Here is a 26,496-nt window from a genome sequence, read left to right on the forward strand (position 1 = left end):
ATGTTTCTCGACATTTTGCGCCGCCGCAACCCCGCCTTCATCGAATCAGCTATCCGGTTGCACCAGCAAGGTAAGCTGCCGGCCAATGCTTATGTGCTCGATCTCGACACGGTTGAGGCCAATGCGCGGGTTCTCAAGAGCGAGGCCAACCGCAACGGCCTGAAGATCTTCGCCATGACCAAGCAGGTCGGCCGCTCCTCGTCGTTCTGCCGGGCTGTGATGCGCGGCGGCATTGACCGCGCGGTCGCCGTCGACATGGCTTGCGCCCGCGCCACCCACAAGGCAGGCATGAAGCTTGGCCATCTCGGCCATCTCCAGCAGGTCGCAAAATTCGAAGCGGCGGCTGCGGCGAAAACCTTCAAGCCGGACTACTGGACCGTGTTCAATGATACCAAGGCTGGGGAAGCGGCAACAGGCGCCAAGGCGGCCGGCTATGTGCAGCATCTGCTGGCCCGCATCGCCGCCGAAGGCGATATCTTCTATCGCGGCCATGAAGGCGGTTTCAATGCCGCCGACATTATCGATGTCGCCGACCGGCTGGATGCCGTCGAAGGCGGCCGTTTCGCCGGCATCACCACTTTCCCTGCTCTGCTGTTCGACCATGCTTCGCGAAAAGTGCTGCCGACCCCCAATCTGGCGACGCTCGCGAAAGCTGCGGAAGCGCTGGCTAAGGCAGGCCGCAAGGACATTGAGATCAACGCGCCGGGCACCACGTCGAGCGTTATGCTGGCGGCACTCGCCGAGGCCGGCGCGACGCAGTGCGAGCCCGGCAATGGACTACATGGCACCACCGCGCTGCATGTCATGGAAGATTTGCCGGAGCTGCCGGCGGTGCTCTATCTCGCCGAGGTCTCGCATCTCTCCGGCGGCAAGGCCTATTGCCTTGGCGGCGGCTTCTACATCGATCCGATCTTCCCCGACTACGACGTCAAGGCGATCGTCTCGGCTGAACCGACAACGGCAGGCTCGGCACTGCGCAGCGTCGAGGTGCCGCCGCCCTCGGCGATCGACTATTACGCCATGATCGATGCCGCCGGCGCGAACGCGCCGAAGCCTGGCGACAGCGCCGTGTTCGGCTTCCGTGGCCAGGCCTTCGTCACCCGCGCCCATATTGTCGGCGTGTCGGGCATTTCGACGGACAATCCGAAAGTGGAAACCATCGAGAACGGCTTCGGTGAACCCTATGCCTGGCCAGTCTAGGAGAAACACATGACGGTGAGCGCGCCCATCCTTCAGCTGCACGACATTCGCAAGAATTTCGGCGGCATCACCGCGATCGAGAGTTTTTCGCTCGAGGTTTTCCCGGGCGAGATCGTTGCACTCGTCGGCGACAACGGCGCCGGAAAGTCGACGCTGGTCAAGATCGTCTCGGGGGTCCACCCGCCCTCGTCCGGCACCATCGTCATCGAAGGAAAACCGGTGACGATGTCGAATGCCACCATGGGGCGCGCGCACGGCATCGAGGTCGTCTACCAGGACCTGGCGCTGGCCGACCAGCAGACGGTCTACATGAACATGTTCCTCGGCCGCGAGCCGCTGAACCGCCTCGGTTTGCTCGACCGCCGCCGCATGATCGACGAGACCGAGAAACTGGTGAAGGAACTGGACGTGCGCATCCCCTCCGCCCACGCCACTATCCGCGATCTCTCCGGCGGCCAGCGCCAGGGCGTTGCGATCGCGCGCGCCACGCATTGGGCAAGCAAGCTGATCCTGCTGGATGAGCCGACGGCGGCGCTGGGCGTTGCCGAAACCGCCCGGGTGGAGGCTATCGTCCAGTCGCTGAAGCAGCGCAATGTCGGCATCCTGATCATCAGCCACAGCCTCGACCAGGTCTTCAAGCTCTCCGACCGCATCTGTGTTCTCAGGCGTGGCAAGCAGATTGGAATTCGCGAGACCGCGAAGACCGATAAGAACGAGATCATTGCCATGATCACCGGCCTGCAGCAGCAATAGCAGGAACCTCTCTGAGAGCCCCCGCCCGAGATCCGGATGTTGTCGGCAATCACGCGATCGATCAGCTTGTGCCGCGTGGTGATCGCCATCGGCCCGTCCTGGTCGTAGCTGCCTTGCCACTCCGGATGCGGCGCCAGCAGCGCTGGCACATACATCGTGTCGGCCGAAATCATGCGCTGTTCCTTGCCGTAGTTTGCGAGGTAGACCGAGTGGCCGGGCGTGTGGCCGGCGCAGCGATGATCTGGAAGCCGGGCGCGACTTCGGCGCCGTCATGGATGCTGCTGGAACTGCTGCGTCTGGTGAAGCTGCCTGCATCGCCTGAATTTCTCCAGGCGTATCCGCACCAGCTTTCTGGCGGCCAACAGCAGCGCGTTGGCATCGCTGTCCCAGTCTCGATTTGATAGGACCTATGCAATGTATGGCGGCGCCGACATCACCGTGCCGCCCGGCGGAGTCAAGCTGTCCGGTTTCGGTCGCGACAAGTCGCTGCATGCGCTGGACAGATACACCGTCTCAAAACAGCCTGGATTTCTCTCGGCTGCCCGTTTTTCGCTAAGCGCTGCCGAGGATGAAATCGGCGCAGCGGTCGGCGATCATGATCACCGGCGCGTTGGTTTTGCCGCTGATGAGACGCGGCATGATCGAGGCGTCGCAGATGCGTAGGCGCGGCACGCCGCGCACGCGCAATTGCGGGTCGACCACCGCCTGGTCATCGCTGCCCATCCGGCAGGTGCCGCAGGGGTGATAGACCGTTTTGGCGTGTTCGAGGATGTGGTCTGTTATGGACTGATCGGAAAGGTCGGCGGCCCCGCCCAGCGACAGCTCCTCGGCGATCACCGCCTGCAGGGCCGGCTGACGCAGGATGGTGCGGGCGATCTTCATGCCGGCGAGCAGCAGGGCAACACCAAGATGCGACGGCAGGCTTTCCCTACGAAACCCGCTTCGAGGATCTGGAATATCTCACCACCGGTCGCACCGATCTGGTTTCGGTTCTTACCAACAATGCCTACCTCCATTCCCATTCCTCATTCTTTTGTCTTCCTGCTTGTCCTGGCGGCGGTGATGTTGGTCGTTCTGCACCGTACCGCCTTCGGACTATACCTCTACGCCGTCGGCAAAAATGAAGAGGCCGCGCGGTTTTCGGGAATCCGTACCGGCCGGGTTATCATCTGCGCCTATGTGATCTGCGCCGGCTGACGGCGCTGTCATCCATCTTTCTCGCAATGTACACACGCTCGATCCTGCCAAGCTCGCACGGCAATTTCTACGAGCTCTACGCGATCGCCGCCGCCGTCCTTGGAGGGTTCTCGTTGCGGGGCGGGGAAGGCTCAATCATTGGTGTGGTGCTTGGAACGATCTTGCTGCAGGTGCTTCAGAACCTTGTCAATCTTCTAGGCATTCCCTCCTCACTCAACTTTGCCGTGAGTGGATCGGTGATCCTGATCGGGGTACTGGCCGACCAGGAATACACAGAGTTTCGAAAGCGCCGCGAATTGATGCGGGGCCGGCTCGCAACCGCCGAAGGTAGGCTGTGATGCCCGAGCCGGTGAAATAGATTGTTCACGGCAGTTGCGATCGCCGACCGGTTGGCTGCTTGCGCCCGGGGGGCAGCCGAAGGCCGGGATCTAAAACGCCGCAATATTGCCTCTCAAGCGGCTCCTGCTTCGAAGGCAGTCGCCGCAATGTCGATGCAGTCGGCTCATGATGTGCCGAGTTTCGATCTCGCATGGCGATGTAACTTATGCGATCAGCCCGTACTGCCGTGCCTTGTTGCGCAAGAACGGCAGACCGTTGCCCATTACAACCGCTTCACTCTCGGCCACCGGACGCCACACGCTGAGGCCAAACGCCAGACGCGGATCCATGTTGATGAAGCTCTCCATCGCGAGCCCGCCCTTGAAGCCGATCGCGGCCAGCGTTGCGAACGTCTCATCCCAATTGCAATTGCCCTCGCCTGGGGTGCCGCGATCAGACTCGGAGAGGTGGATATATTTGAGGTAATCGCGGGCGACGATAATACCGTTGCCCATACCTTTCTCCTCTATGTTCATGTGATAGGTATCAAGGTGCACGAACATATTGTCGGCGCCGACTCTCTCGATTAGTGCCACCGCCTGAGCCGCGGTGTTGATGATGTGGTTCTCGTAGCGGTTCACGGCTTCAACACCGAGTTCGATGCCGCGAGACTTGGCTTGCGCGGCGGCGGACGTCATCACTTTTGCAATGTTATCAAGTTCGTCCTGCGTAGGTGGCACGCCAGTACGCTCGCCGATGCCGCCATAGATTACGCCGCATAGCGCCTGGGCTCCGATGTCGGCCGTCTTGTCGATAGCCACCTTAAGAAAGTCAATCGCCTCCTGTGGGTGGCGCGATGCCCACGCATATTCGGGCAACCCTAGCGAGCACACCGCCTGCATGCCATTTGCCGCCAGCAGCTTGCGGGTGTGATCGGCATCGCAAGAAAATGGATCGGCCAGCGAAATTTCAATGAAATCGAGATCGTATTTTTTCACCGCCGCTACAGTGTGCTCGGCGCCCTCTACGGACCAACCACTCGTCCACATGCTCGTATGAACGCCAAAACCCTTCATCGTGTTATCCTCATGAAATTGAGCTGCCCGGCAGCCCACCGCAAGATCATGACGCCGATCAGCATGATGCCCCAAATGGCTGTGGCCAGGTGCTGGCTGGCGCCCAAGAGATTCAGTCCCGAAGAAAGCAACTGCAAAACGATGAGGGCTAGGAAGACCGAAACGACCTTGCCGAAGCCGCCAAACGGATTCACCCCGCCCAAAAAGCAGGCAAGCACCGTAATCAGCACATAGGACTCGCCATGGCCGACACGGACGGAATTGAATCGTGCCATCATGATAATGCCGGCCAACGCACACATGGCGCCAGACAGCGCGTAGATCAGAATGATCACGCGTCGCGTCGAGATGCCGGAATAGCGCGTCGCCTCGATGTTGGAGCCGACCATATAGTTTGAAAAGCCAAGCCTGGTTCGGGTCATCAAAACATGCCAGACGATGACTGCGCCGAGCAGTATCAGCAGCGGGACAGGAATGCCGACGATGCTGCCGTGGCCCAGGGGCTGGATGAATTCGGGAAAGCCCGAAATATCGGCGCCGCGGGTCAGAAACTCGCCAAGGCCGCGCAGGAAAATCATCACCGAGAGCGAAACGAGGATGGGGTGCGCGCCGGTATAGGCTATCACCGGGCCCATGACCAAGCCGCTTGCCGTGCCAACGCCGACCGCAAGAACGGAACCGAGTAGAAAGGCATAGATGCTTGCGTCCGGTCCTCCGTTGGCCTGAAGAACCCAGGCGAGCGTGAGGCCACAGAGATTGGCCGTGAACGTCACGGCGAGATTGATGCCGCCCGAGATGATCGGCATCAACATCGCGAGCGTAAGCAGTCCAAGTTCAGGCAACTGGAAGGCCACCGATTCAAAGGTAGCTTTGGACAGGAATCGCGGCGAGAGAGATCCGAAGAATGCAATCACCAAAATCAATGCCAGCAAAAGTCCGATATTCTCGGCGCCCAACGTGCCGGCAAGACGGCGCAAGAATCCGTGCCGTAGCGCTCCAGTTTCGAGCACGCGCTGCGTCATGTACCCATCCTCTGCCGCAAGCCCGCGAGGATATGCCCGAGCGGCGCGTTGGACAGCGTGATGGCAATCAAGATGATCGCCCCGACGATCATCTTGAAAGCATAGGGAGAGATGCCGAGGAGGTTCAGCCCGTTTTGCGTCACCGACACAAGAAACACGCCAAGGATGCAACCGAGCACGGTGCCGCGCCCGCCACCCAGCCTGGCACCGCCAAGGACAACAGCTGCCAGCACGTCCAGCTCGCGCCCCACCAATGCGTTGGGCACGATTTCCTGGGAATAGTGCACCTGCACAAGTCCCGCGATCCCGGCCATCAAACCAAGCCAGCCGAAGGCAATGAAGTGCATCGCCGCGATGTTGATACCGAGGCGACGGGCGCCCTCCGGGTTATCGCCAAAAGCGTATAGCTGCCGTCCCGTGGTGGTATACCGGATAAGCCCCCAGGTGGCGGCGACGCAGACCGCCATGATCGCAACCGGCAGTGTTAGCTCGGCCCAATTGCCATTCGCCTGTTGGAACTCGAAAAGCACAGTGCGATGCGTCCACCATGCAGGCAGATTGTAGATCGATACACCGTGCGTGAAGAACATCAGAAGGCCGAAAAAAATATTGAAGGTGGCGATGGTGACAACGATTGAAATGATCTGGAAATAGTAGATGAGGCCGGCGTTCACCGCACCCAGGGCGATCCCGACAATTGCCGCCAAGGTGAGGCCGATGAACCAATCACCACCTCCCATTTGGGCTAGAGCCAGCGCCACAACGTATTGAACCACTGACGCGGCCACAGCGAAGGAGATGTCGATGCCCCCAGCGATCAACACCACCAGCAGCCCAACCGCGAAGATCAGATTTGTCGAGCTTGTGTTGAGCAGATTGAAGAGATTGGCAATGGTGAAGAATTTGTCGCTCGCAACGGAGAGACCTGCGCTCATGATGAGAAGAACCACAACGAGCCATGTCTCGGTGGGATGAGCCCGGAAGAGCTTGCCGCGGTTACGCATAGACGGCAGCTTCCAGGTCGCCGAGCGGGATGGCGTGCGGATCGTATTCGGCGACTATCTTGCCCGCAGCCATATGAAGGATACGATCGGCGTTGAAATAGACCTCCGGCGCTTCATCGGATATCAGCAGAATCGCCAGGCCTTCGGCAGCGAGCTTGGCGACAATCTCGAAGATGCCGGCCCGCGCGCCAACGTCCACCCCCACGGTTGGCGAATCAAGAATGATCAGTTTCAGGCCGACCGCCAGCCATTTGGCGATGGCCACCCTTTGCTGGTTGCCGCCCGAGAGCGTGGAAATCGCATCGGTCTGCCGCCCGACTTTTATCGCCAATTCCTCGATCCAATGATTGACGAGCGCGTCCTTCTTCTCCGAGGAGATCAGCCCTCGATCAAGGATCTTGTCGAGCACCGGGATAACGGCGTTGTCGGCGATGGACTGAGCTTGTATGAGACCAAGGGACAAGCGGTCTTCGGAGAGATATCCAATACCCGCGCGGATTGCGTCGCGGTTGGAGTTCAGATGAAGAACCGTCCCGTTGAGTGCGATGCTGCCGCGGTCTGGGCGCAGCATGCCGAAAATAGAAAGCGCGAGTTCTGTGCGACCGGCGCCGAGTAGCCCGGTCAGGCCAAGCGTTTCACCTCGCCGTATTGTCAGCGAAACGTCGTCATAGTCGCCTGCGCGGGTCAATCGATCGATCTTCAACACGACGGGTGATCCACTAAGGTTTCTCGTGCTCACGGTTTGGTCGAACGTCTTGCCGGTCATCAGTTCGGTGAGGCGTGATTGGGTCATTCCGGCGGTCGGGAACACCCCAACGACCTTACCGTCGCGCAGAACGGTGACGCGACTTGAGATCTCCAGAACTTCCGCAAGGCGATGGCTGACGAAGACGATGGCCATGCCTTCATTCGAGAGTGTTCGAACGATCGCGAGCAACCGGTCTGTTTCCGATTGAGTAAGCGACGATGTGGGCTCGTCCATGAAAATAACCTTCGCATCGCCGGCGAGCGCCCGGGCGATGGCGACGATCTGACGTTGGGCGATTGCAAAGCTACGCAGAGGCGCGTCGACATCGAGGTCGGCGCCAAGCCGCGCCAACAGCCCTCGCGCCACCTCGCGAATGCGCGAATGATCGACGAGCCGAGGCATGTTGCCGAGGACAGTTCTGATCCCGATATTTTCCGCGACTGTCATTTCAGGAAACAGTGCGAGGTCCTGCCAGATGACTTCCACCCCGGCGCTGCGCGCCGCAGCCGGCGACATGATGTCGACAGACTTTCCGGCGATCGACATGTTTGCGCCGGCTAGCGGCTGACAAACGCCGGTGATTACCTTGATCAGGGTGCTCTTGCCGCTGCCGTTCTCACCGGCGATGCATTGCACTTCACCCGGGAGAACCTCGAAGGCGACATCCTGGAGGGCTCTAACGCCACCAAATGTGACGCTTATGTTGCTAAACGACAGAACCGATGGGAGGTCCTGCGTCGTAGACGCGACGAGGTTCACGGCGGGCCCTTCTGAAATGACTAGGATGGGGCGTGCCGGGATTGATTTGCCACCCCGGCACGCCAGCCATGGTCCGCCATCTAAAGCCCTAGGGCTGCAAGACCATCGACCGTTTCGACCGTGATAGGCTGCACAGCGTCCACGATGATGGTGCCGGTTTTGAAGTCAGGGTGAACGACACCCAGACCTTCGATCGTCATGCCGTCGGTAATTTCACCGCCGCCCGCCAGAAAATCAGCCATCGTTACGAATACTTTGCCCGCTTCCAGAGGATTCCACATATAGCCGCCGTCAATAATGCCGGATTTGAGCATTGCGCTGCCTTGGCTAGGCGAGAATGAACCGACAAGAACCACCTTGTCACCAAGCTTCTGCTCCTCGATCGCGCGTCCGGCGCCGATCGGTCCCTGACTGCCGAACGTCAGGAAGCCGCCGAGGTCAGGATTGGCGGCAAGCACATCCAGAGCCGTCTTTCGGCTGTCATCGGCGCTCTCGGCGACGCCATATCTGTCGCCAACCATCTGCATGTCGGGAAAGTTCTTCTTCAGGTAGGCGATTGCAGCATCGGCCCAGGCATTGTGTGCGGGCACAGTAAGAGAACCTACGTACACAACGTACTTGCCTTTGCCGCCCATTTTCTCGGCAAATAGCTTGGCATGGGCCTCACCGAAACCAACGGCCGAGACCATTTCGAAGTCCCAATCAGCGTTCACCTGGTCTGGCGATTCATGGGTTATGACCTTGATGCCCGTGTCGCGCGCCTTTTTTAGAACCGGCTCGAGAACGTTTGCATCATTCGGCACGACGCCAATTACGCTGACGCCCTGAGCTATCAGGTCTTCGATCGCGCGGACCTGAAGTGCCGGGTCGGCGCTGGTCGGCCCGACCATGAAGCCGTCGTCGCCAAGCTCTTTCGACTTTTCCTTTATTCCCGTTTCCATGGCATTGAACCAGGGAATGCCGCCGATCTTCACGACAACTCCAACCTTGACGTCCTTTGCCGGCGCAGCATTCATTGTGGCGACCGAAAGGGCTGCGCCGAACGCTGCCGCGAGTATAGTTTTTGCTAACATTTAATTCCTCCCTGATTGACGAGTTTTTCAGTTGCCTATTGCCCATGTCGGCTTTGTTTGGCCCACCCCTTTGTGCCCGACGGCATTGACGCACTCGGCGCCGCATTCCTCCCAGAACGCGCCATAAAAGACTTTGAATGCCGGCCGGTCAAGGTGCTAAATAGATTTAGCAAGGCGGTCACGCCACCAGCGTCTAAAAACATTTCTCGATTGATGTAAACGATCCGCCCTTCGCACTCAGGCTGCACCCGTAGAACGACATGCGATCGCCCGCGAGCCTTGGGTGGAGGCGGTGCTACCCAGATCCGAGGTGCTGATGAACGGAGTTGAACTTCTGCAACGATGTCTCGTGACAAAGAATTGCTAGTGGTCGATGCTCGATTTGGATGCCGAATCCCAATCTTCTTGGGCGCCGTCATGCTCTCCGGTTCGCCCAAAGCTGGTCGGTACGGTCACCAGCGGAAAGTGGTCTATCGAATAATTCTCGAGAAGCGAAAATCCTTCAGCAATCATCACCTCGACATTCTGTCGGACCATGGTCACATCGAAGGGCAAATGCGCCGCGAATGGATCCCAGTCGAAGCTTCCGACAACAACCCGTCCAAGCTCACTTGAGGCTAGCGTCGAAGTGAACCGCAATGTTCCTTCAAGAGCGGTCACGCCGTTGACGAACATACCTGAGGGCAGATGCCCAAGCTGAGCGTATCGTGCAGCGAGAGACCGAGCAGCGTTGGTCGGTGCGTATCCGCAGCAGTCAATCGTGCCCGGGCCCGTAACAATCCCATGCGCTGCCAGCGCATCGTGAAAACCCAGCAAACGGCTACGTGTTGCGTCATCATCGCTGACCCCGCCAAAGAAGAAGAGATCTTCGGTGGAGCCCCCTCGTTCTTTCAATTTCTGAACAATGATCTCTGTGAGCGCCTTGGCGCCCCCGTAGTTGTCAGAAACAACTGAGGGAGCCCGGCGGCCTGGCAGATCGATGTTGATGCACCGGACGCCCGCTGCCCGGCACAGATCATTCAGCGGATCGGGGTCACGAACGCCCGCAAGGAAGAGAAATTCCACCTGCTGAGCCAGCAGGGTTTCCGTCACACTCAACTCGTTATCAGGATTGCGATGGGTGCTGACGACGATCGGGCACAAGCGGTGGACGCGGGATTCCGCTTCAAAGGCTTCGGCCAATCCGGCGAAGAAGCGATTGCGGTAATGTGGCAAGATCATTCCAGCGAGTCCGGATCGGGAAAGCCGCAATCCTCGTGCCTTGAGGTTGACAGCATAGCCAAGCCGCTCAGCCCAATCGAGGATGGTCGCTGCGGTTTCCGCCTTGATCCGGTGCTGTTGCCACGAGCCATTGAGGACGAGACTGACGGCGGTCGGGGACGACTTTGCCGCCACCGCGATATCATAAATCGTTGACTTGCGTCGGACAGACTTTCTCGCCATTGGTGACGCTCCCGCTGGGAGATGCAGTAGACGCTAGTGCGGGGTCAAGGCAACATCTCTAAATTGCGTCAAACGGTTTGGAGGAGCGACCCCACGGAAGGACGCGGCGTCTCGTGCCTCCGGTCCGGTCTCCCTGATTGTCTCGATCGTTGCAATGACAGCGCCAGGGAAATCGGCAGATTTGGGATTTTCCCTGAAGCTTCGTTCAGCGTCACTGGAGATACCAACCCCAGTGTTTCGGCTTTGGTCTCCCCGATGATCAATCACCTTGCAAAGGTCGACGAGAAGTTTCGATCAGTTTGGAGCCCACCGTTGGCGATGGTCGGGCGCACGCGTCACGATCGAGTCCTCCGTTTCAATAGCGGGAAGATGAAAGCTTTGGGTTTCTGAGTCTCTATCTGGCCCCAAAAGGGTGCTGCCGGATGCGCCTCGTCTCCGGGCGTTGTTTGCGTACTTGGCCGAGGTGCCCTTGCTTGGCAAGTTCCTTCCGCGACAAGGGTCTGCTCGACAGCACTTTCGTCGCTATTGCCAATGCGGAGCCCCGGAGGATCAAAACCGGTTAGCAGCATGATGCCGACGGTTCAGAGCAAGCGGCTCAGATTCCCGATTTGCTCAGAGTCTCCCAGCCTATGGCTCTCCGTGCAGCGGGCCTTGAGCGTCTGGCTCGACCTTTTTGAAAGCTCGCCTCCAATCGCTGGACGAGTTTGGCGGCAAGGCTAGTCGTCTCCATCGGTGTTATGATCGATGCCAGGGAGGCCGCCTGGACCATGGCGTGAACTCATTGCCGTATGCTGGCAGTGCAAGGCAATGAACTGACTGCACAACATGTAGGTGCATTCGTGGATCAAATTTCCAGATAGCCAAACAGCGCGCGTATCTCGATTAGGTGGCAAGGAGTTGCGAAAGCTATGTTCGCAGTTTGAGAATCGTCCGATATGCCGCACAACGATGCCGGCAAGACGAGCCGAGGATGATCTGACGCAATGTTCAGATCCAAGAAGGACGGTTACCTGTGGCCCAGAAAGGAATCACACTAAAGGACGTTGCCGCAGCGGCTAAGGTGTCGCGCGCCACGGCCGCCCGGGCGCTCAACAGCTATGGTTACGTTGGCGACGAGACGGCGCTCCGCGTGGTTGAGGCAGCCGAAAGGCTGGGCTATCGGGCCAACCTCGTCGCGCAGGCGCTGCGCAGCGGACAATTGCCGATCATAGGCTTCGTGCCCGGCGATATCCAGAATCCGTTCTTCGCCCGAATCGCGCACGACATAGAGGTGGAACTGCGCAAGCACCGCCACAATCTTCTGATTGCCAGCAGCGAGGAGAATGTAGAACAGGAGAAAGAACTGCTTGAGAGCCTTCGCTCGCTCAGCATTCGCGGCTTCATCCTTGCCCCAACGTCTGCAACCGACAGCCACCATATCGTGCAACTGGCCCGCGAAGGCGCACCGATCGTGCTCATCGACCGCGTGGTAAAGGACCTGCAATGCGACAGCGTCGTCGTCGACAACGAGGGCGGGGCACGCGAGGCAGTGGACTATCTGGTTGGCAACGGTCACCACCGGATCGGTCTTTTGCGCGACGAGTCACGCATCTTTACGGCACAGGAACGCTTGGCTGGCTACCAAAACTCGCTCCACTCGCATGGGATCGCAGTCGATGAAGCGCTCATCGGCGTATCGCGCTCGACCGTCGAGCACGCCATCGAAGCCACGATCCGCCTGTTCAGCCGGCGCAATCGCCCGACCGCACTGTTCACGGTGGACAGCCTCATGACGCAAGGCGCGCTTCTTGGCCTGCGTTCAATGGGGCTCTCGATTCCGCATGATGTGTCGGTGGTTGGCTTCGATGACTTCAACCTCGCCACGTTCACCGATCCGCAGATAACGGTCGTGGCGCAACCCATCTCCGAGATCGGACCGCTCGCCGCCAGATACCTGCTGGAGCGGCTTGCCGGCAAAAAGGTTGCACCGCGCCGTACCCGATTTCAGACCCGCTTGATCGTACGCGGATCGGTTGCCCGGCGCGCTGTGCGCTAAAGAGCAAACCCCTCGATTTCGGAGAATTTCGTCTAAAGGACTTGCCATTGGCGAAATTGCGTGCCCATTATTGCTTGTGAGATCGATCTCACATCGGAAAACGAGCTAGACGGCCCACCGACGCCTAAGGCGGGCTAGAGGCCTGTCACACGCGAAATACAAGGAAAACGTCATGCTGAACTTCGATAGGGACCGCTTCGTGAAGATCCAAAGCGGGGCCGTCGCCGTCGCAGGTGAGGTTCGCTCACTGATGCGCACACTGCTGGCAGATGGCGTCGAGCGGCTGTTTTTCATGGGCACCGGCGGCGTGCAGCTTCTAACCTCGCCCGCGATCGAGTTGGCGCAGCGCTGTTCCACCTTCCCGGTGAGCGGTGCCTATCCGGCGCAGGTCGTGATCGATCCGCCCGCCGGTCTCGACAGCAAGGCCGTGGTGGTCATCCCGTCCTTGTCGGGCACGACCAAGGAAGGCGTCGAGCTCATGGCCTTTCTGAAAAAACGTGGTGTGCGCACGATTTCGCTCACCGGCCATTCGGATACGCCAATCGCACGGGAGGCTGACCACAATTTCACGAACTTCGCCGAAGACGACACCTCGTCGGAATCCTTCTACCTGCAGACGCTGCTGATCGTCCTGGCCCTGCTGGAAGAGCGCGGCGAATATGATGATTTTGATGGCACTGTCGCCGAACTCAAACTGCTGCCGGATCTGCTTGCCGACGCCAAGGCTGCCTTTGAGGACAGGGCGGCCGAACTGGCCCAGACAATCAAGGACGATACCTATCACATCTTCACCGGCGCCGGCTCGGTGTGGCCGGAGGCACACTATTACGGCATGTGCATCCTCGAAGAGATGCAGTGGATTCGCACCCGCCCGGTGCACGCCGCCGACTTCTTCCACGGTACGCTCGAGTTGGTCGAGCCGGGCGTCAGCGTTTTCGTGTTCAAGGGCGAAGATGCCCTTCGGCCCCTGGCCGACCGGGTCGAGAACTTCGCCAGGCGCTACACGGACCGCGTTCGCACGCTGGACGCGGCCTCGGTCAAGTTGCCGGGCATCTCCGCAAAGGTCCGCGGCATGATCTCGCCGGTTCTGCTCGCCACCTTGCTCGAGCGGCTGAGCGCCCATCTTGAGGTGCTGCGCAACCACCCGCTGACCACCCGTCGCTACTACAAACGCGTGGAATATTGATCCCCTCTTACCTCTGAAGGAGCTATCCATGAAACGTTCGCTGCAAGTCGTGGCGGTCACGGTGGCCGCGGTATCATCATTGGGGCTGTCGATAAGCGGCAGTTCCGCCGCTTCGCCGGCTGTCACGGCCGACCCAAACGCCAAGGTGGAATACACCGGCACGCTTTCGGTCCTGACGAAGTTCGGGCTGCAACAGCTGTCGCCCTATTTCGTCAACCTGGCACAGGCCTATGAGAAGCTCCATCCGGATGTGAAGGTCGAACTTATCCAGGAGAGCGACGACAGCGTGAAGGGCAAGACCAAGACGCTGGTCGCTTCCAACTCGCTGCCCGATATCTATTTCTCCTGGACAGGCAGCTGGGGTGGCAATTTCGTGCGCGGCAATCGCGCCGTTGATCTCACGCCCGTCATTGCTGCCGATACCGAGTGGGGCAAGTCGCTGTCTCCAGCCGCCGTCAAGGCGTTCCAATACAACGGCAAGTTCTATGGCATTCCGCTTTACCAGGATGCCAAGTTCATGGGCTACAACAAGCAGATCTTCGCCAAGCTCAGCCTCAAGGCACCCGGCACTTTCGAGGAATTGCTGACCAGCTGCGACGCCATCCGCAAATCCGGCGTGACACCGATCTCCTTCGGCAACAAGGAGGCCTGGCCGGCAATCCACTTTGCAGGCCAGCTGCTCGCCTACAACGTGCCGCAGGCAACGCTGGAACGCGACTTCGATCCGGCCACCGCCCAATACACCGACCCAGGCTATATCGCAGCACTCAAGCAGTTCAGCCAGCTTGTCGAGCGCTGCACCGATGGCGCCGGCGTCAACGGCACATCCTATGCCTCGGCTCTCCAGGCCTTCACCAACGCGCAGTCGGCCATGTACTACCAGGAGATCATCGAGTTCGATCAGGCCGCCACGCCGGAGTCGGCGTTAAAGCCCGCCGATTTCGGATTCTTCCGGCTGCCGGTGCCCGCCGGCGCCAAGGGTGACGCCAGGTCGATCGAGGGCGCGCCGGAGGGCTACATGATCAATGCGGCATCGAAGAACATCCCGCTGGCGATCGATTTCATGAAGTTCGTGACTTCGAAGGAAAATGCGCAGGTGCTGTCTGCGCCACCCTATGGCCAGCCGAGCGCCACCATCGGCGGCGCCTCGGAATCGAACATGAGCGCGGCTGTGGTCGATGGCCTCAAGGATATCAACGCCGCCTCATACCTCATGCCCTGGCTGGATACGGCCAACCCACCGCGCGTCGCCGCCGTCTGGCTGTCCAGCCTGCAGGCGCTGGCGGGCGGCTCGATGACGCCCGAGCAAGTGATGGACGAGGTGCGCAAAGCCGCATCCGCGGCCAAATAAAGCAGGCGAGCATGGCAAGGGCCTCGGACACAGTGGACAGCGGCGCCGACATCGGCGTCGCCAGGCCGCAACGGCCAAAGAGCCGGCGGGCCTGCTTCGCCAACCTGTTGTCGTTGCGATGGGCGGCGATCGCGCTCATCCTCATCGGCTGGTTCGTCTATTATCCGATCGTCGACAATTTCATCGTCAGCACCACCGACCAGGACATCTACACCGGCGAGGTCACCAATGTCGGCCTCGCCAACTACGACCGGCTGCTGCATGACCCGGTCGTGCTGCTGGCGCTGTGGAACAACTGCCTCTACGCTCTCATCTCCGTCATCTTCCAGGTCTTCGGCGCGTTCCTGCTGGCGGCCATTATCGAGGACCTGAAAAGCGAAAGCTGGCGCCGGCTGTGGCGCGCCGTCTATTTCGTGCCGTCGGCAATCTCGATCACGGTGACCGGCCTGCTGTTTTATTTCATCTACCAGCCGCAGATCGGCTTGCTGGATGCCGCGCTCAGCCGTGTTGGACTGAGCCAGCTCGTCATGCCTTGGCTCGGCAATGAGCACACCGCCATCTATGCCATCATCGCCATGAGCCAATGGCAGGGTTTTGGCTATTCGACGCTGCTGTTCGCCATTGCCATCCAGAAGATCCCGCGCGACCTCTACGATGCCGCAACGATCGACGGCGCGGGTCCGCTTCGCCGCCTGTGGAGCATCACCTTTCCGCTCACCCGGGAAATGACGGGGTTGATGATCATCATCACCATCACGGGCGCGTTCCAGGTGTTCAACGAGGTTATGGTGATGACCGCAGGCGGGCCCAACAACAGCAGCCAGGTGCTGGGCACGTGGCTCTACCAGAAGGCCTTCATCGAGGACAATTTCGGCTATGGCGCGGCGATCGCCGCCGTCATCTTCATGTTGACCATGCTCACAGGAGCGGCACAGCTCTGGTACACCAAGCGCCGCCGGGTGCAGCTATGAGTGCGATGGTCGCAGCCGGTCGCAGCCGGAACGTGAATGTGTGGTCGGTCATCGCCAGGACATTGCTCTATTCGTTCCTGGTCTGCCTTGGTGTCGTCGTCATCTATCCGCTGATCTGGATGGCGCTGAGCGGCTTCAAGGACAATGCGCAGATCTTCGGCGATCCCTTCGCCCTGCCCACCCATTGGTCGTGGAACAATTACATGCAGGCATGGAACCAGGGCGTGCGTGGCTACGTGACAGTCTCGGTGCTGGTGACCGTCGCTTCGGCCATATGCACCGTCCTGATCAGCGCCTGGACGGCCTTCGGCCTGACCCGCACCAAGATGTCGGCAAAGCCGCTGGTTATTGCCATCGTTCTGGGCGGCTTGATGCTGAGCCCCACCGTGGCGATCATTCCACTGGTGAAGATGTTGCAGGCGCTCGGTCTCTACAACACCTACTGGGCGCTGATCATTCTCTACACGGCGTTCCGTGTGCCGTTCACCACCTTCCTCATCCGCGCCTACATGCTGGATCTGCCTGAAGACATCGACGAGGCGGCGACGATGGATGGCGCCAGCGAGGGTCAGATCTTCTGGCGCATCACGTTGCCGCTGTGCCGGCCGATCATCATTTCCTGCGTCATCCTGCACGTCCTGTTCGCCTGGAACGAATATCTCTTCGCCATGATCTTCACGAGCGGCTCGGATGTGCAGACGCTGCCGGTCGGACTGACGTCGATCATGGCAACCCACGGGACCAACTATGCCGTGGTGTTCGCGGCCATGACGATCTCGGCGCTGCCTATCGTGATCGTGTTCTTTGCCGCACAACGCTACTTCATCCGTGGCTTGGCCGAAGGCATCGGCAAATAACAATTCCCGAAAGGAGCCTTCATGCCGCAGCTCGCTGCTCATCAGCTGATCGGAGCCAATTTCAGCTTCCAGCACTTCCCCTTCGATGAGGTCGCCAGGACGATCCGAGGCTTTGGCCTGCTCGAGATCGAGCTGTGGGGGATTGCCCAGCATCTGGACCTGTTCCACGCCACGGACGCACGTGTCGAATCCGTTCGCCGGGTACTCGCCGACAACGAGCTGTCGGCCTGGTGCTTTACGCCTGAGCAGGTGTTGTATCCAATCAACATCGCCTCCGGCGACGCCGCACTGCGCCAGGACAGCATCGAGCGGTTTTGGCGTGCAGCCGACATCTGCGCGGCGCTTGGCGCCCGCTATCTCTTCCTGACGCCCGGCCGGGGCTACGAGAGCGAACCCCGGCAACCGGCATGGGACCGCGCGGTCGGTTCGATCGGCAAGATCGCCCGGCGCGCCGCCGCAAACGGGGTGCGCTGCCTGCTCGAGCCGTTGCAGCGGTTCGAGAGCAACCTCGTCAATAATGCGGCAGGCCTGCGCCAAATGCTGGATGAGGTGGGCGCCGGCAACGTCGATGTCGTGCTCGACACTGTCGCCATGGCCACGGCCGGCGACACCGTGGCCGGCTATGTCGACCTGTTCGGCTCGCGGCTGGCGCATGTTCATCTGGTCGACGGCACGCCAGGCGGGCATCTGGTGTGGGGGGAGGGCACGCTGCCGCTCGACCACTATGTCAGCGAACTCGCGCGCCTCGGCTATGCCGGTAAGTTCACCTTCGAGCCGTTCGGCAACGGCTCCTACGCGCTCGATCCGGTAAAAGCCTGGACACGCTGCCTTGGCGCCATCGCGCCGTATATCGATCGCGCAACGGTGCCGGCATGAGGTCGAAGAAGCTTATCGCGGTCGGGGACAATTGCCTTGATGCCTATTTGACCAACAACTTGATGACGGTGGGCGGCAACGCCTTGAATGTCGCGGCGCAATGGCGGCGCAACGGCTGGTCCGCGCGCTATTTCGGCGCCGTCGGGAACGATCCCGAAGGCGACGTGGTGCTTGCCGAGCTGGCAGGTGCCGGCCTATCCCCCGACGACGTCGAACGGCGTCCCGGCGATACGGCCGTCACCTTGCTGCGCGATGAATCCGGCGACCGGAAGTTCCTGCACGAATCCTTCGGTGTGGGCGAAAACTTCATGCCGCTGCCCGCGCATTATGCGGTCATCGCCGCGGCCGACTGGGTGCATCTCGGCACCAACGCCAACAAGCACCTTGTCCAACGATTGGTGGCGGACCATGTGCCGTTCAGCATCGATCTATCGACCGCCCATATGGCGCTGCCGCTCGATGGTGTCCCGCTTTTGTTTGCGTCCGGACCGGACGATGTCGATGTTCCCATCGAGCCATCGCTGGGCGCGCTCAGGGCGGCCGGCGCAAGGCAGGTAGTTTTGACCTGTGGTCGACGCGGCTCCTACTTCGACGATGGCACGAATGTCGTGCATGCGCCGGCGACGCTTGTCGATGTCGTGGATACGTGTGGCGCCGGCGACAGTTTCATTGCCACTTTCCTCGCCGGCTTCCATTTCGGCGGCCTCGGCGCCCTGGAGGCATTGCACAGGGCGTCGATCGCGGCGGCGCAGACCTGCACCCATCTTGGCGGGTTTCCCCAGAGACCGCGTCCGATACCCGATTGGCTGCCAGCCAAATATGCCAGCTTCATTGTCGATGCGCAGGGAGCCCAAGCGTGAGTACAATTCGTTTGCGGCAGCCTGCGGTCGCGCTTGCATCTGACCGGTCGTTTTGGCTGCAGGACATTGCCGCCGCCCCCGCAACCGAGCCATTGCGAGGCGACGAGCGCGCCGACGTGGTGATCGTCGGTGGCGGCTATACCGGTCTGTGGACGGCGCTGCGGATCCTTGAGCTGGCGCCGCAAACGCGGGTGGTCATCCTTGAAGCCGATCTGTGCGGATCGGGGGCCTCGGGGCGCAACGGCGGTCAGGTCCATTCATGGTTCGCCGAAATCGACCAGATCAGTGCGGTCGTCGGTCTCGAGGAAGCGCGCCTGCTGTGCGCCGACACGGTGGCATCGATCGCGGAGCTGAAGACGCTGCAGCAAAACGGCACCATAGACATGGACCTGAGGCTGGACGGATGGTTGTGGACAGCAAGCTCCATTGCGCAGGAAGGCGCTTGGGAGACCGCCGTGGCCTTGACGGCGGCTGTTGGAGAAAACCGTTTCAGCCCGCTGACAGCCGAGGACATTCAACGCCGCACCGGTTCATCGGCCTCCTATGTCGGCGTGGTCGAGACCACTGCCGGCACGGTCCATCCCGCCAAACTTGCCATCGGATTGCGCAAGTTGGCACTGGCACGCAGCGTCATCATCCATGAGCGCAGCCCGGTCCTCGCCATCGAACCCGGCATGACATGCACGGTGCGCACGGCGCATGGCGCGGTACGGGCTGACAAAATCGTGCTTGCCGCCAACGCCTGGCTTTCCGCGCTGCCGGAACTGCGGCGGCATCTTTATGTGGTCGGCAGCGAGGTGATTGCCACTGCCGCCGTTCCCGAACTGCTCGACAGCATCGGTTGGCGCGACGGTGCCTCGATCTGCGATTCCCAGGCCCAGGTGCTCTACTACCAGCGCACCATCGGGGGCAGGGTGGTCTTCGGTCGTGGCAGCGGCAACGTCGCCTTCAGTGGAAATTTCGGCGCCAGCTTCAACCGCAGCCCGGAGCACGGCCGCGACAATATGCGAGAGCTGCATCGGGTCTACCCGTCGCTGCGCGGTGTGGCGATCGAATATGACTGGTCGGGGCCGATCGACTGCGTGCCTGAACACGTTCCTGTCTTCGACCACCTGCGCGATCATCCCAATATCTTCTACGGCATGGGATTTAACGGCACCGGCATCGCGCAGACGCCGATAGCCGGACGCATTCTGGCGAGCCTGGTGCTCGAGCGAAAGGATCGCTGGAGCGAAAGCGGTCTGGTCGGCATCGAGCGGCGCATGTCGCTGCCGCCCGAGCCTTTGCGTTATCTCGGCGCCAGACTTGTCCGCGCCGCGGTGCGCCGCAAGAACGAGGCCGAGATCCGCAACCGCAAGGCCGGCAGGATCAGCAGTCTTTTGGCGGCCCTGAAGCCAGGCAGGCGCAAGAAGTAGCCGGGCATCTGGCTCATCGTCACGCTCTTCAAACCATGAGCCGGCACGTGCCGTCCCGATGACGGTGGACGCGGCATTGCGATCAGGGTGTTTGCTGGGTTGATCGACGTACATTCTTAAAGCGGAGTGCGTCGACCTTGTTCTAACGTATTCATGTGGGCCGTACCGCCGCCAGGCCTATGCTTGGCGCACTTGCGGCTTTCCATCCGAGGGCGGGCCAACGGATCCGCGTGCAATGATGGCGGTCGGCAAAACGAGCCTTTCCGCCGGGCGGGAATCTCCCTTCAATCGCCGGATGAGCAATTCCGCGACGCTCTTGCCAAGCGCGTAGACGGGCTGGTCGATAACGGTGATGGGCGGCGTGGTGACGCTCGTCCAGTCCGCATCATGGAAAGTGATGAGCGAAATGTCGTCGGGAACCCGCAGGCCGCGCTCGCGGGTCACCTTGAAGATCTCCAGCGCAATGACGCTGTCGGAGGCGAGGATCGCCGTCGGCCGATCCGGCGCCGACAGCATCTCGCCGGCAACCCTGCGCGTTTCGGTGGGGCTTGTCGCGCCAAGGCGAACAAAGCGTTCTGGCCGATCAAGTCCGGCCTCTCGGCACACGGTGAGGAAACCGTCGATGCGCTCACGGACCGACGAGGTGTAGATCTGCCCGAGATCGCGGTACTCGTGCCCTTCGGCGTCGACCGCGGTCACATAGGCGATGTTGCGGTGGCCGGCATCGGCTAGAAAGCGGGTCGCCAGCATGGCGATGCCGCGATCGTCGGTCGTGACCGTATCGACATCCAGATCTGCCAGCGCCCTATCCAGCAGGGCAAGCGGTCGGCCCGAGCGGTGGATATCGCGCAGGTGCGCGATGTCGCGCGATTCCGACGGCGTGACGATCAGCCCGTCGACGCGCTTGCCGATGAGCAGTTTCACGGCCGCCTTTTCCGCCTCGATCTTCTCGCCGGAATTGGCCAGGATGACGTTGAACCCGGCTGCCTTTGCCGCGTCGCTGATGCCGCGTACCGCGAGGCTGAAGAACGGGTTCTCGATGTCGCCGACAACCACGCCGATGATGCCGGAGCGGCCGGTCGTCATGCTGCGGGCGAGCTCGTTCGCACGATAGTCCAAGGCCTTGGCCGCGGCCATGACTTCCGCGCGGATCATGTCGCTGACGACGCCGTATCCGCCGAGCACGCGCGCGGCTGTCGCTTTCGAAACGTTGGCCGCGCGGGCGACGTCGCTGACCGTTATCGACGGGGTCTTGGGGGCGGTTCTTTTCATCGGATGACGACTACAAGAGTTGTTGACGGGAGGTCAACGTGGCGATAACGATTAACAAAGAGACCGGTCTCACGCAATATGAGACCGGTCTCTTTAAAAGGAGTGGAGCCGAGAGGCGTGACGGACCGTAATCTCGTCAAGGGCATGTCGGGGCGCCAGATGGCGGCTCGACGGAATACCAAGAAGAACAGACCTTCAGAGTGGAGAAAGACATGAGCAGCAAAGAAATTCTCAAGTCGTTGATGTGCCCGGTCAGAACCGGCGCAATGGCTCTTATGGCGATGTGCGTCGGCGCCGCGCTGGTTTCAGGAGCGGCCGCCGCGGATGACAATCCCTATGGCCTCATTGATGCGAAGGTCATCAGCGTCGGAACCATGGGCGATGCCAAACCCTACGCTTTCACCCAGGCCGATGGGTCGTTCACCGGCTTCGACATCGAATTGTTCCGCAACGTGGCGAGCCGCCTTGGATTCAAGCCCGACCAGGTGATCTTCACCGGCCAGGAATTCTCGGCGCTTATGCCTTCGGTTGCAAACGAGCGCTTCGATGTCGCGGTCGCGGCAATCGGCACGACGGAAGCACGCAAGAAGACCGTCGACTTTTCCGACGGGTATATCGCAGGCTATCTCTCCGTGCTTACCGCCGACAAGTCGATCACGTCGGCGGACGGGCTCAAGGGCAAACGTCTCGGCGTCGTGCAAGGCACGCTCCAGGAAATCTACGCGGCGAAGAATTTTGTCGGAACCGATCTCGTCAAATTCCCCGACAACAACTCCGCCGTTTCAGCACTTAACAATGGAACAGTGGATGCCCATTTCCTCGATTACGAGGCCGCCAAGGACTATGGCGTTCGCTATGCGAACCTGAAGATCGCGGTCAATATTCCTTCCTTTGACGCGCCGGCCGGCTTCGTCCTGCGCAAGGGCAACGACAAGCTCCGCAATGCGCTGAACACCGCCCTTCACGAGGCCATGCAGGACGGCACCTGGAAAACGCTTTATGAAAAGTGGTTCCCCGGCTCGCCGATGCCCGACCAGTATCTTCCAAAGAAGTAGACCGTACCCGGCCGCTGGCTCTCATGCCGGCGGCCGGATTACGCCGCCGTCCTTGATGCGGACGATGTGAATAGCGCAACCGAAAGGGGGGCAAATGAACTGGCTCGAAAACCTGCGGCGCAGTTTCCTCGACTGGCAGGCCATGGCGGACGTGCTGCCCAGCATGATCACCATCGGATTGAAGAACACGTTGATCCTCGCCGCCGCGTCGACGGTGCTGGGTGTCATTCTCGGCATGATCCTGGCGGTCATGGGCATCTCGCAATCGCGCTGGCTGCGCATTCCGGCGCGGGTCTACACGGATATATTCCGTGGGCTGCCGGCGATCGTCACCATCCTGCTGATAGGCCAGGGCTTTGCCCGCATCGGCCGTGAAATCTTCGGCCCTTCGCCCTTTCCGCTCGGCATTCTTGCGCTGAGCCTGATCGCCGGCGCCTATATCGGCGAAATATTCCGCTCGGGCATCCAGAGCGTCGAGCGCGGGCAGATGGAGGCCTGCAGGGCGCTCAGCATGAGCTACGGCCAAGGCATGCGCCTGATCGTGATCCCGCAAGGCATCCGCCGCGTCTTGCCGGCCCTCGTCAACCAGTTCATCGGCAACGTCAAGGATTCAAGCCTTGTCTACTTCCTCGGTCTGCTCGCCTCGGAGCGCGAGATCTTCCGTGTCGGTCAGGACCAGGCAGTGGTCACCGGAAACCTCTCGCCATTGCTTCTGGCCGGCGTGTTCTATCTCGTCATCACCGTGCCGTTGACCCATGTGGTCAACTACATCGACAACTCGCTGCGGGTCGGAAAGCAAAAGGCCGGCCTCGTCATCAGCGGCCTGGCCGAAGTGAGCGAACTGGAGGGCGCCACCGGCAGTGCACCTTCGGAGGCCGGCTCTGATGCCCGCTCAGCGCTGCCCCGCTTCAAGGGCGGCAGTCTCGCCATCACCGATCTCGACATGGCCTATGGCGACCTCGATGTTCTCAAAGGCGTCAGCATGGCAGTCAAGCCTGGCACGGTCACATGCGTGATCGGCCCATCAGGTTCGGGCAAGTCGACCCTGCTGCGCTGCCTCAACCGCCTGGTCGAGCCCAAGGGCGGTGAGGTGTTGCTCGATGGTGCGAGCATCCTGGCGATGAAGCCTGAAAAACTGCGCCGGCGTGTCGGGATGGTTTTCCAGCAGTTCAATCTGTTTCCCGACCACACCGCGCTCGAAAACGTCATGCTGTCGCTGACCAAGGTAAAGGGGCTCCCTGTACAGGAAGCTGAGCGCATCGCCGAGGCGCGCCTTGCCGACGTCGGGCTTGCGACCCGCAAACACCACCGTCCAGGGAGCCTTTCCGGTGGCCAGCAGCAGCGTGTGGCAATCGCTCGTGCATTGGCGATGGACCCGGAGGTCATCTTGTTCGATGAGGTAACAAGCGCACTCGATCCCGAACTGGTGAAGGGCGTGCTCAACCTCATGGCGGATCTCGGCCGGCGCGGCATGACAATGGTCGTGGTGACACATGAAATGGGCTTCGCCCGCAAGGTCGCCGATCAGGTCGTCTTCATGGATGAAGGCCGCATCATCGAGGCCGGCACGCCTGCAGCGATTTTCGACACGCCGAAAAGCCCACGTCTGAAGCACTTCCTTGCCGAAGTGCTTTGATCACGCATGAGCCCTTCAAGACGGCCGCCCAAACCAACCTCCACCAGTGAAAGATATCTCATGGCTGCATCACATCAGGTTTCCAAGGTCGTTGTTGTCGGCGGCGGCATTTTTGGCGTCTCCTCGGCCGTTCATCTTGCAAGGCTCGGCATCGAGACCGTGCTGGTCAATGATGGACCGCTCGCCAAGGGAGCTTCCGGCCGCTCGCTCGCCTGGATCAATTCGGCGCGCAGGCGCTCGGCTGAATATCATCGCCTGCGCATGATCGGTATCGACCGCTACCGCAGTTTGTCGGCGCGATGCCCGGATGCCGCCTGGCTGCGTTTCGACGGTGGCCTGACGTGGGATGCGGACGATGCCTCAAACGAGATCGCCGATGTCTTCGCTCACGAAAAACGTCTCGGCTATGATGCGCAGCATCTGTCCGCGGACGCCATAAGGTTGGTCGCGCCGGGTGTCTGCGCAAGCGCTGTCACGCCTCAAGGCGCGATCTTCAACCCGGGCGAGGGCTGGGTCGACCTGCCGTCGCTGATCGAAATATTGATCGCGGAATTCGTGGAGCGGGGCGGCCAGGTGGTCACCGAGGCCGGAAGCGCTACCGTCACCGTCGCCAACGGCCGCGCCACCGGCGTCACCACCACCAGCGGGATCAGCTTCGCCGCCAACGCGGTGCTTCTGGCGACCGGTGCGGATGTGCCGCGAATGGTTGCCGTGGCCGGTCAGCGTATTGCCGATGGGACACCGATCGCGCTGCTGGTCAGCACCAAGCCAGTCGACTTGCCTCTACGCGCCGTGCTCAACACGCCGCGCGTCGCCATCCGGCCGACGCCTGATGGCGCCCTCGCGCTCGATTCTGCCTGGTCGGAAAAAGAGGTGGTAGTCAATCCGGACGGGACTTATCGCGTAAAAGCATCGACCATCCAGGGGCTTCTCGACGAAGCGTCGAATGTTCTCGACGGTCATCCGAAATTGGAATTGGAGAGCTACGGTGTCGGGCCCAAGCCGATCCCCGGAGACGGCGAGCCGGTCTTCGGCCAGTTGCGGGAGATCGAGGGGTATTACGTCGCCTTCAGCCACAGCGGCGCAACACTTGGCTTGATTGCCGGCGAACTGCTTGCAACCGAGATCGCCACCGGAACAGAGCACCCACTCCTTGCAAGCTTTCGACCGTCTCGATTTTCACTTTAGCCTGCCAATTCGCCTCGGAATGGGATGTAATGTGGCATGCTTGGAGTTTCGCTAGCCGAGACGGCGGCCGCCTGGCCGCTTACGCGCACCTGACAAGCGAATATGTTCCGGAACATTTTCTCCACGTTGAAGTTGGACAGCGCCAGGACCGTCTTTCGTCCAAGCTCAACCAGCGCTGAGAAATTCCATGACCAACCAACACCCCAAGACTAAACAGCCCACGGACAAGGATCTGCGAGACAACCCGGGAATCGGCACCTCGAAGGGCGCGGTCAAGGGCGGCGATATGCTCGACGAGAGCGATGCTCTCGATGGGGACAATACGTTCGAAGGCGATGTCGAGAACGACGTCACGCCTCAGGGCGGCATCAACCCTGACCAGACCGGACGCACGAACAAGTAGGAGGCACCTTGCCATGGCCGGCCGGAAGACCCACGAGCAGCAGCTGCGCATCATCGAAAAGCGCGAGAACTCCAGCAATGCCGGCGACGATTTCAATGCCGAGGATGAGCTGAAGACATCCAAGCAGGAGCGCGAGGCGCGGCAAGACGGCGCCAATCTACGCGACGAGGGCGTGGAATTGACCGACAAGGACGATCGCCAGATGATCCGCGGCGAAAACCAGGAGAGCGAGCACCACAAGCGCAGGCAGGACGACTAAGCCTGCCGTCTTTTTAAGGCTATCGAGGAGCCATCCCAGACTACCGGCACGCCAGGCACCGCATGGTCGAGGCGCACATCGCCCGCCGCGGTGTGCGCGACGAACGAGTCCTTTCGCCACTGAGGCGGAATCCCGCGCGAGAAATCGTCGACGAGGGGTGCGAGGAGTTCGCCTATGGGGACGGTCCGGGCGGCGTTGCGCTCTGGCTATAGGGACCTGCGAAGACGCGACCTGAACATCGGCCAGCTCTGCCGCGAGAGCTTTTGGCGATCAGACAGCCTCGGCCACTACATGCAATCCTCGGCCTCGCAGCAGTTCGATGCCTTCGTCTGTTCGATCGCACCTCGCCTGTTCAGCCGCTGACTGCCGAACAGCGCCTCATCGGGTGGTACTGACACGTTTGCCTTCGGCACCTGACTAGGCGGCCTTGCCTTCGGGCACGGAACATCTCACCGACTTTCTGGTTAGGCAGGCCGGATGTAGGGAGCTTTGCGCATGGCCACTAATTTGGAAGACGGCAAGACCGCTCAATCTTCCGA

25 protein-coding genes and 2 pseudogenes are annotated in these 26,496 nt (G+C 60.8%); 18 read left to right on the forward strand and 9 right to left on the reverse strand.

Features of this window, described 5'->3' with window-relative positions:
• Both AC3EML_RS11030 and AC3EML_RS11035 read left to right on the forward strand, forming a co-directional pair.
• A complete protein-coding gene (locus tag AC3EML_RS11030) occupies positions 1 to 1,200 on the forward strand; it encodes an alanine racemase (RefSeq protein ID WP_023818638.1) in 1,200 nt (399 codons plus the stop codon).
• A gap of 9 nt (positions 1,201 to 1,209) precedes the next feature.
• The gene (locus AC3EML_RS11035) at positions 1,210 to 1,953 is read left to right on the forward strand and encodes an ATP-binding cassette domain-containing protein (protein WP_023686849.1); all 744 of its coding nucleotides are present in this window, start codon (positions 1,210 to 1,212) and stop codon (positions 1,951 to 1,953) included.
• 23 nt (positions 1,954 to 1,976) lie between these two features.
• On the opposite strand, the pseudogene AC3EML_RS11040 reads toward AC3EML_RS11035, so the two are convergent.
• Positions 1,977 to 2,230, reverse strand: a pseudogene (locus AC3EML_RS11040) (MBL fold metallo-hydrolase); the annotation flags it as partial.
• On the opposite strand from AC3EML_RS11040, the gene AC3EML_RS11045 reads away from it, so the two are divergent.
• Positions 2,190 to 2,354: a hypothetical protein gene (locus AC3EML_RS11045; RefSeq protein WP_155922419.1), complete on the forward strand. Its 165-nt coding sequence runs from the start codon at positions 2,190 to 2,192 to the stop codon at positions 2,352 to 2,354. The pseudogene AC3EML_RS11040 and the gene AC3EML_RS11045 overlap by 41 nt on opposite strands.
• Positions 2,355 to 2,505: 151 nt before the next feature.
• On the opposite strand, the gene AC3EML_RS11050 is transcribed toward AC3EML_RS11045, so the two are convergent.
• Positions 2,506 to 2,835 (reverse strand): GMC oxidoreductase, encoded by a 330-nt coding sequence (locus tag AC3EML_RS11050; RefSeq protein ID WP_023740511.1) that lies wholly within the window; start codon positions 2,833 to 2,835, stop codon positions 2,506 to 2,508.
• Between AC3EML_RS11050 and AC3EML_RS11055 the strand changes: the two are divergent.
• A pseudogene (locus tag AC3EML_RS11055) lies at positions 2,820 to 3,488 on the forward strand (ABC transporter permease); the annotation flags it as partial. The gene AC3EML_RS11050 and the pseudogene AC3EML_RS11055 sit on opposite strands and share 16 nt — an antisense overlap.
• Positions 3,489 to 3,692: 204 nt before the next feature.
• Here AC3EML_RS11055 and AC3EML_RS11060 read toward each other — a convergent pair.
• From AC3EML_RS11060 to AC3EML_RS11085, 6 genes are all read right to left on the reverse strand, one after another.
• The gene (locus tag AC3EML_RS11060) at positions 3,693 to 4,544 is read right to left on the reverse strand and encodes a sugar phosphate isomerase/epimerase family protein (protein ID WP_023704358.1); all 852 of its coding nucleotides are present in this window, start codon (positions 4,542 to 4,544) and stop codon (positions 3,693 to 3,695) included.
• Positions 4,541 to 5,566, reverse strand: a complete 1,026-nt coding sequence (locus tag AC3EML_RS11065) for an ABC transporter permease (RefSeq protein WP_023667740.1) — start codon at positions 5,564 to 5,566, stop codon at positions 4,541 to 4,543. The genes AC3EML_RS11060 and AC3EML_RS11065 overlap by 4 nt, the downstream gene beginning before the upstream one ends.
• On the reverse strand, positions 5,563 to 6,570 hold the full coding sequence (locus AC3EML_RS11070) for an ABC transporter permease (RefSeq protein ID WP_023681803.1): 1,008 nt from the start codon (positions 6,568 to 6,570) through the stop codon (positions 5,563 to 5,565). Before AC3EML_RS11070 ends, AC3EML_RS11065 begins: the two co-directional genes overlap by 4 nt.
• The gene (locus tag AC3EML_RS11075) at positions 6,563 to 8,077 is read right to left on the reverse strand and encodes a sugar ABC transporter ATP-binding protein (protein ID WP_352521149.1); all 1,515 of its coding nucleotides are present in this window, start codon (positions 8,075 to 8,077) and stop codon (positions 6,563 to 6,565) included. The genes AC3EML_RS11070 and AC3EML_RS11075 overlap by 8 nt, the downstream gene beginning before the upstream one ends.
• 80 nt (positions 8,078 to 8,157) lie before the next feature.
• A complete protein-coding gene (locus tag AC3EML_RS11080) occupies positions 8,158 to 9,150 on the reverse strand; it encodes a substrate-binding domain-containing protein (RefSeq protein ID WP_352521150.1) in 993 nt (330 codons plus the stop codon).
• A 363-nt stretch (positions 9,151 to 9,513) separates the two neighbouring features.
• The gene (locus tag AC3EML_RS11085; protein WP_023692318.1) at positions 9,514 to 10,593 is read right to left on the reverse strand and encodes a substrate-binding domain-containing protein; all 1,080 of its coding nucleotides are present in this window, start codon (positions 10,591 to 10,593) and stop codon (positions 9,514 to 9,516) included.
• Between the two features lie 1,012 nt (positions 10,594 to 11,605).
• Here AC3EML_RS11085 and AC3EML_RS11090 point away from each other — a divergent pair.
• The 8 genes from AC3EML_RS11090 (at position 11,606) to AC3EML_RS11125 (ending at position 20,144) form a co-directional block, all read left to right on the forward strand.
• Positions 11,606 to 12,628: a LacI family DNA-binding transcriptional regulator gene (locus tag AC3EML_RS11090; RefSeq protein ID WP_352521151.1), complete on the forward strand. Its 1,023-nt coding sequence runs from the start codon at positions 11,606 to 11,608 to the stop codon at positions 12,626 to 12,628.
• A gap of 172 nt (positions 12,629 to 12,800) precedes the next feature.
• Positions 12,801 to 13,814, forward strand: coding sequence for an SIS domain-containing protein (locus tag AC3EML_RS11095; RefSeq protein WP_023710094.1), 1,014 nt, complete (start codon positions 12,801 to 12,803; stop codon positions 13,812 to 13,814).
• Between the two features lie 28 nt (positions 13,815 to 13,842).
• On the forward strand, positions 13,843 to 15,165 hold the full coding sequence (locus AC3EML_RS11100; protein ID WP_352521152.1) for an ABC transporter substrate-binding protein: 1,323 nt from the start codon (positions 13,843 to 13,845) through the stop codon (positions 15,163 to 15,165).
• An 11-nt stretch (positions 15,166 to 15,176) separates the two neighbouring features.
• On the forward strand, positions 15,177 to 16,136 hold the full coding sequence (locus AC3EML_RS11105; RefSeq protein WP_023804468.1) for a carbohydrate ABC transporter permease: 960 nt from the start codon (positions 15,177 to 15,179) through the stop codon (positions 16,134 to 16,136).
• 38 nt (positions 16,137 to 16,174) lie between these two features.
• Positions 16,175 to 16,993 (forward strand): carbohydrate ABC transporter permease, encoded by an 819-nt coding sequence (locus AC3EML_RS11110; protein WP_027050205.1) that lies wholly within the window; start codon positions 16,175 to 16,177, stop codon positions 16,991 to 16,993.
• 21 nt (positions 16,994 to 17,014) lie between these two features.
• Positions 17,015 to 17,869: a sugar phosphate isomerase/epimerase family protein gene (locus tag AC3EML_RS11115; protein ID WP_352521153.1), complete on the forward strand. Its 855-nt coding sequence runs from the start codon at positions 17,015 to 17,017 to the stop codon at positions 17,867 to 17,869.
• Complete coding sequence (locus tag AC3EML_RS11120; protein WP_023749047.1) at positions 17,866 to 18,729, forward strand: PfkB family carbohydrate kinase; 864 nt, start codon at positions 17,866 to 17,868, stop codon at positions 18,727 to 18,729. The genes AC3EML_RS11115 and AC3EML_RS11120 overlap by 4 nt, the downstream gene beginning before the upstream one ends.
• Complete coding sequence (locus AC3EML_RS11125; RefSeq protein WP_352557241.1) at positions 18,672 to 20,144, forward strand: NAD(P)/FAD-dependent oxidoreductase; 1,473 nt, start codon at positions 18,672 to 18,674, stop codon at positions 20,142 to 20,144. Before AC3EML_RS11120 ends, AC3EML_RS11125 begins: the two co-directional genes overlap by 58 nt.
• Positions 20,145 to 20,321: 177 nt before the next feature.
• Here AC3EML_RS11125 and AC3EML_RS11130 read toward each other — a convergent pair whose 3' ends face one another.
• Positions 20,322 to 21,416, reverse strand: a complete 1,095-nt coding sequence (locus AC3EML_RS11130; protein ID WP_023667753.1) for a LacI family DNA-binding transcriptional regulator — start codon at positions 21,414 to 21,416, stop codon at positions 20,322 to 20,324.
• A gap of 212 nt (positions 21,417 to 21,628) precedes the next feature.
• Between AC3EML_RS11130 and AC3EML_RS11135 the strand changes: the two genes are divergently transcribed.
• The 6 genes from AC3EML_RS11135 (at position 21,629) to AC3EML_RS11160 (ending at position 26,320) form a co-directional block, all read left to right on the forward strand.
• A complete protein-coding gene (locus tag AC3EML_RS11135; protein ID WP_023823606.1) occupies positions 21,629 to 22,471 on the forward strand; it encodes an ABC transporter substrate-binding protein in 843 nt (280 codons plus the stop codon).
• Between the two features lie 94 nt (positions 22,472 to 22,565).
• A complete protein-coding gene (locus AC3EML_RS11140; RefSeq protein WP_023820869.1) occupies positions 22,566 to 24,107 on the forward strand; it encodes an amino acid ABC transporter permease/ATP-binding protein in 1,542 nt (513 codons plus the stop codon).
• A gap of 60 nt (positions 24,108 to 24,167) precedes the next feature.
• A complete protein-coding gene (locus tag AC3EML_RS11145; protein ID WP_023707236.1) occupies positions 24,168 to 25,295 on the forward strand; it encodes an NAD(P)/FAD-dependent oxidoreductase in 1,128 nt (375 codons plus the stop codon).
• 187 nt (positions 25,296 to 25,482) lie between these two features.
• The gene (locus AC3EML_RS11150) at positions 25,483 to 25,698 is read left to right on the forward strand and encodes a hypothetical protein (protein ID WP_023686879.1); all 216 of its coding nucleotides are present in this window, start codon (positions 25,483 to 25,485) and stop codon (positions 25,696 to 25,698) included.
• A 13-nt stretch (positions 25,699 to 25,711) separates the two neighbouring features.
• Complete coding sequence (locus AC3EML_RS11155; protein WP_023707235.1) at positions 25,712 to 25,957, forward strand: hypothetical protein; 246 nt, start codon at positions 25,712 to 25,714, stop codon at positions 25,955 to 25,957.
• A gap of 174 nt (positions 25,958 to 26,131) precedes the next feature.
• Positions 26,132 to 26,320, forward strand: coding sequence for a hypothetical protein (locus AC3EML_RS11160; protein ID WP_023707234.1), 189 nt, complete (start codon positions 26,132 to 26,134; stop codon positions 26,318 to 26,320).
• The last annotated feature ends 176 nt before the right edge of the window (positions 26,321 to 26,496 follow it).

The sequence above is a fragment of the Mesorhizobium sp. P170090 genome (assembly GCF_057786115.1).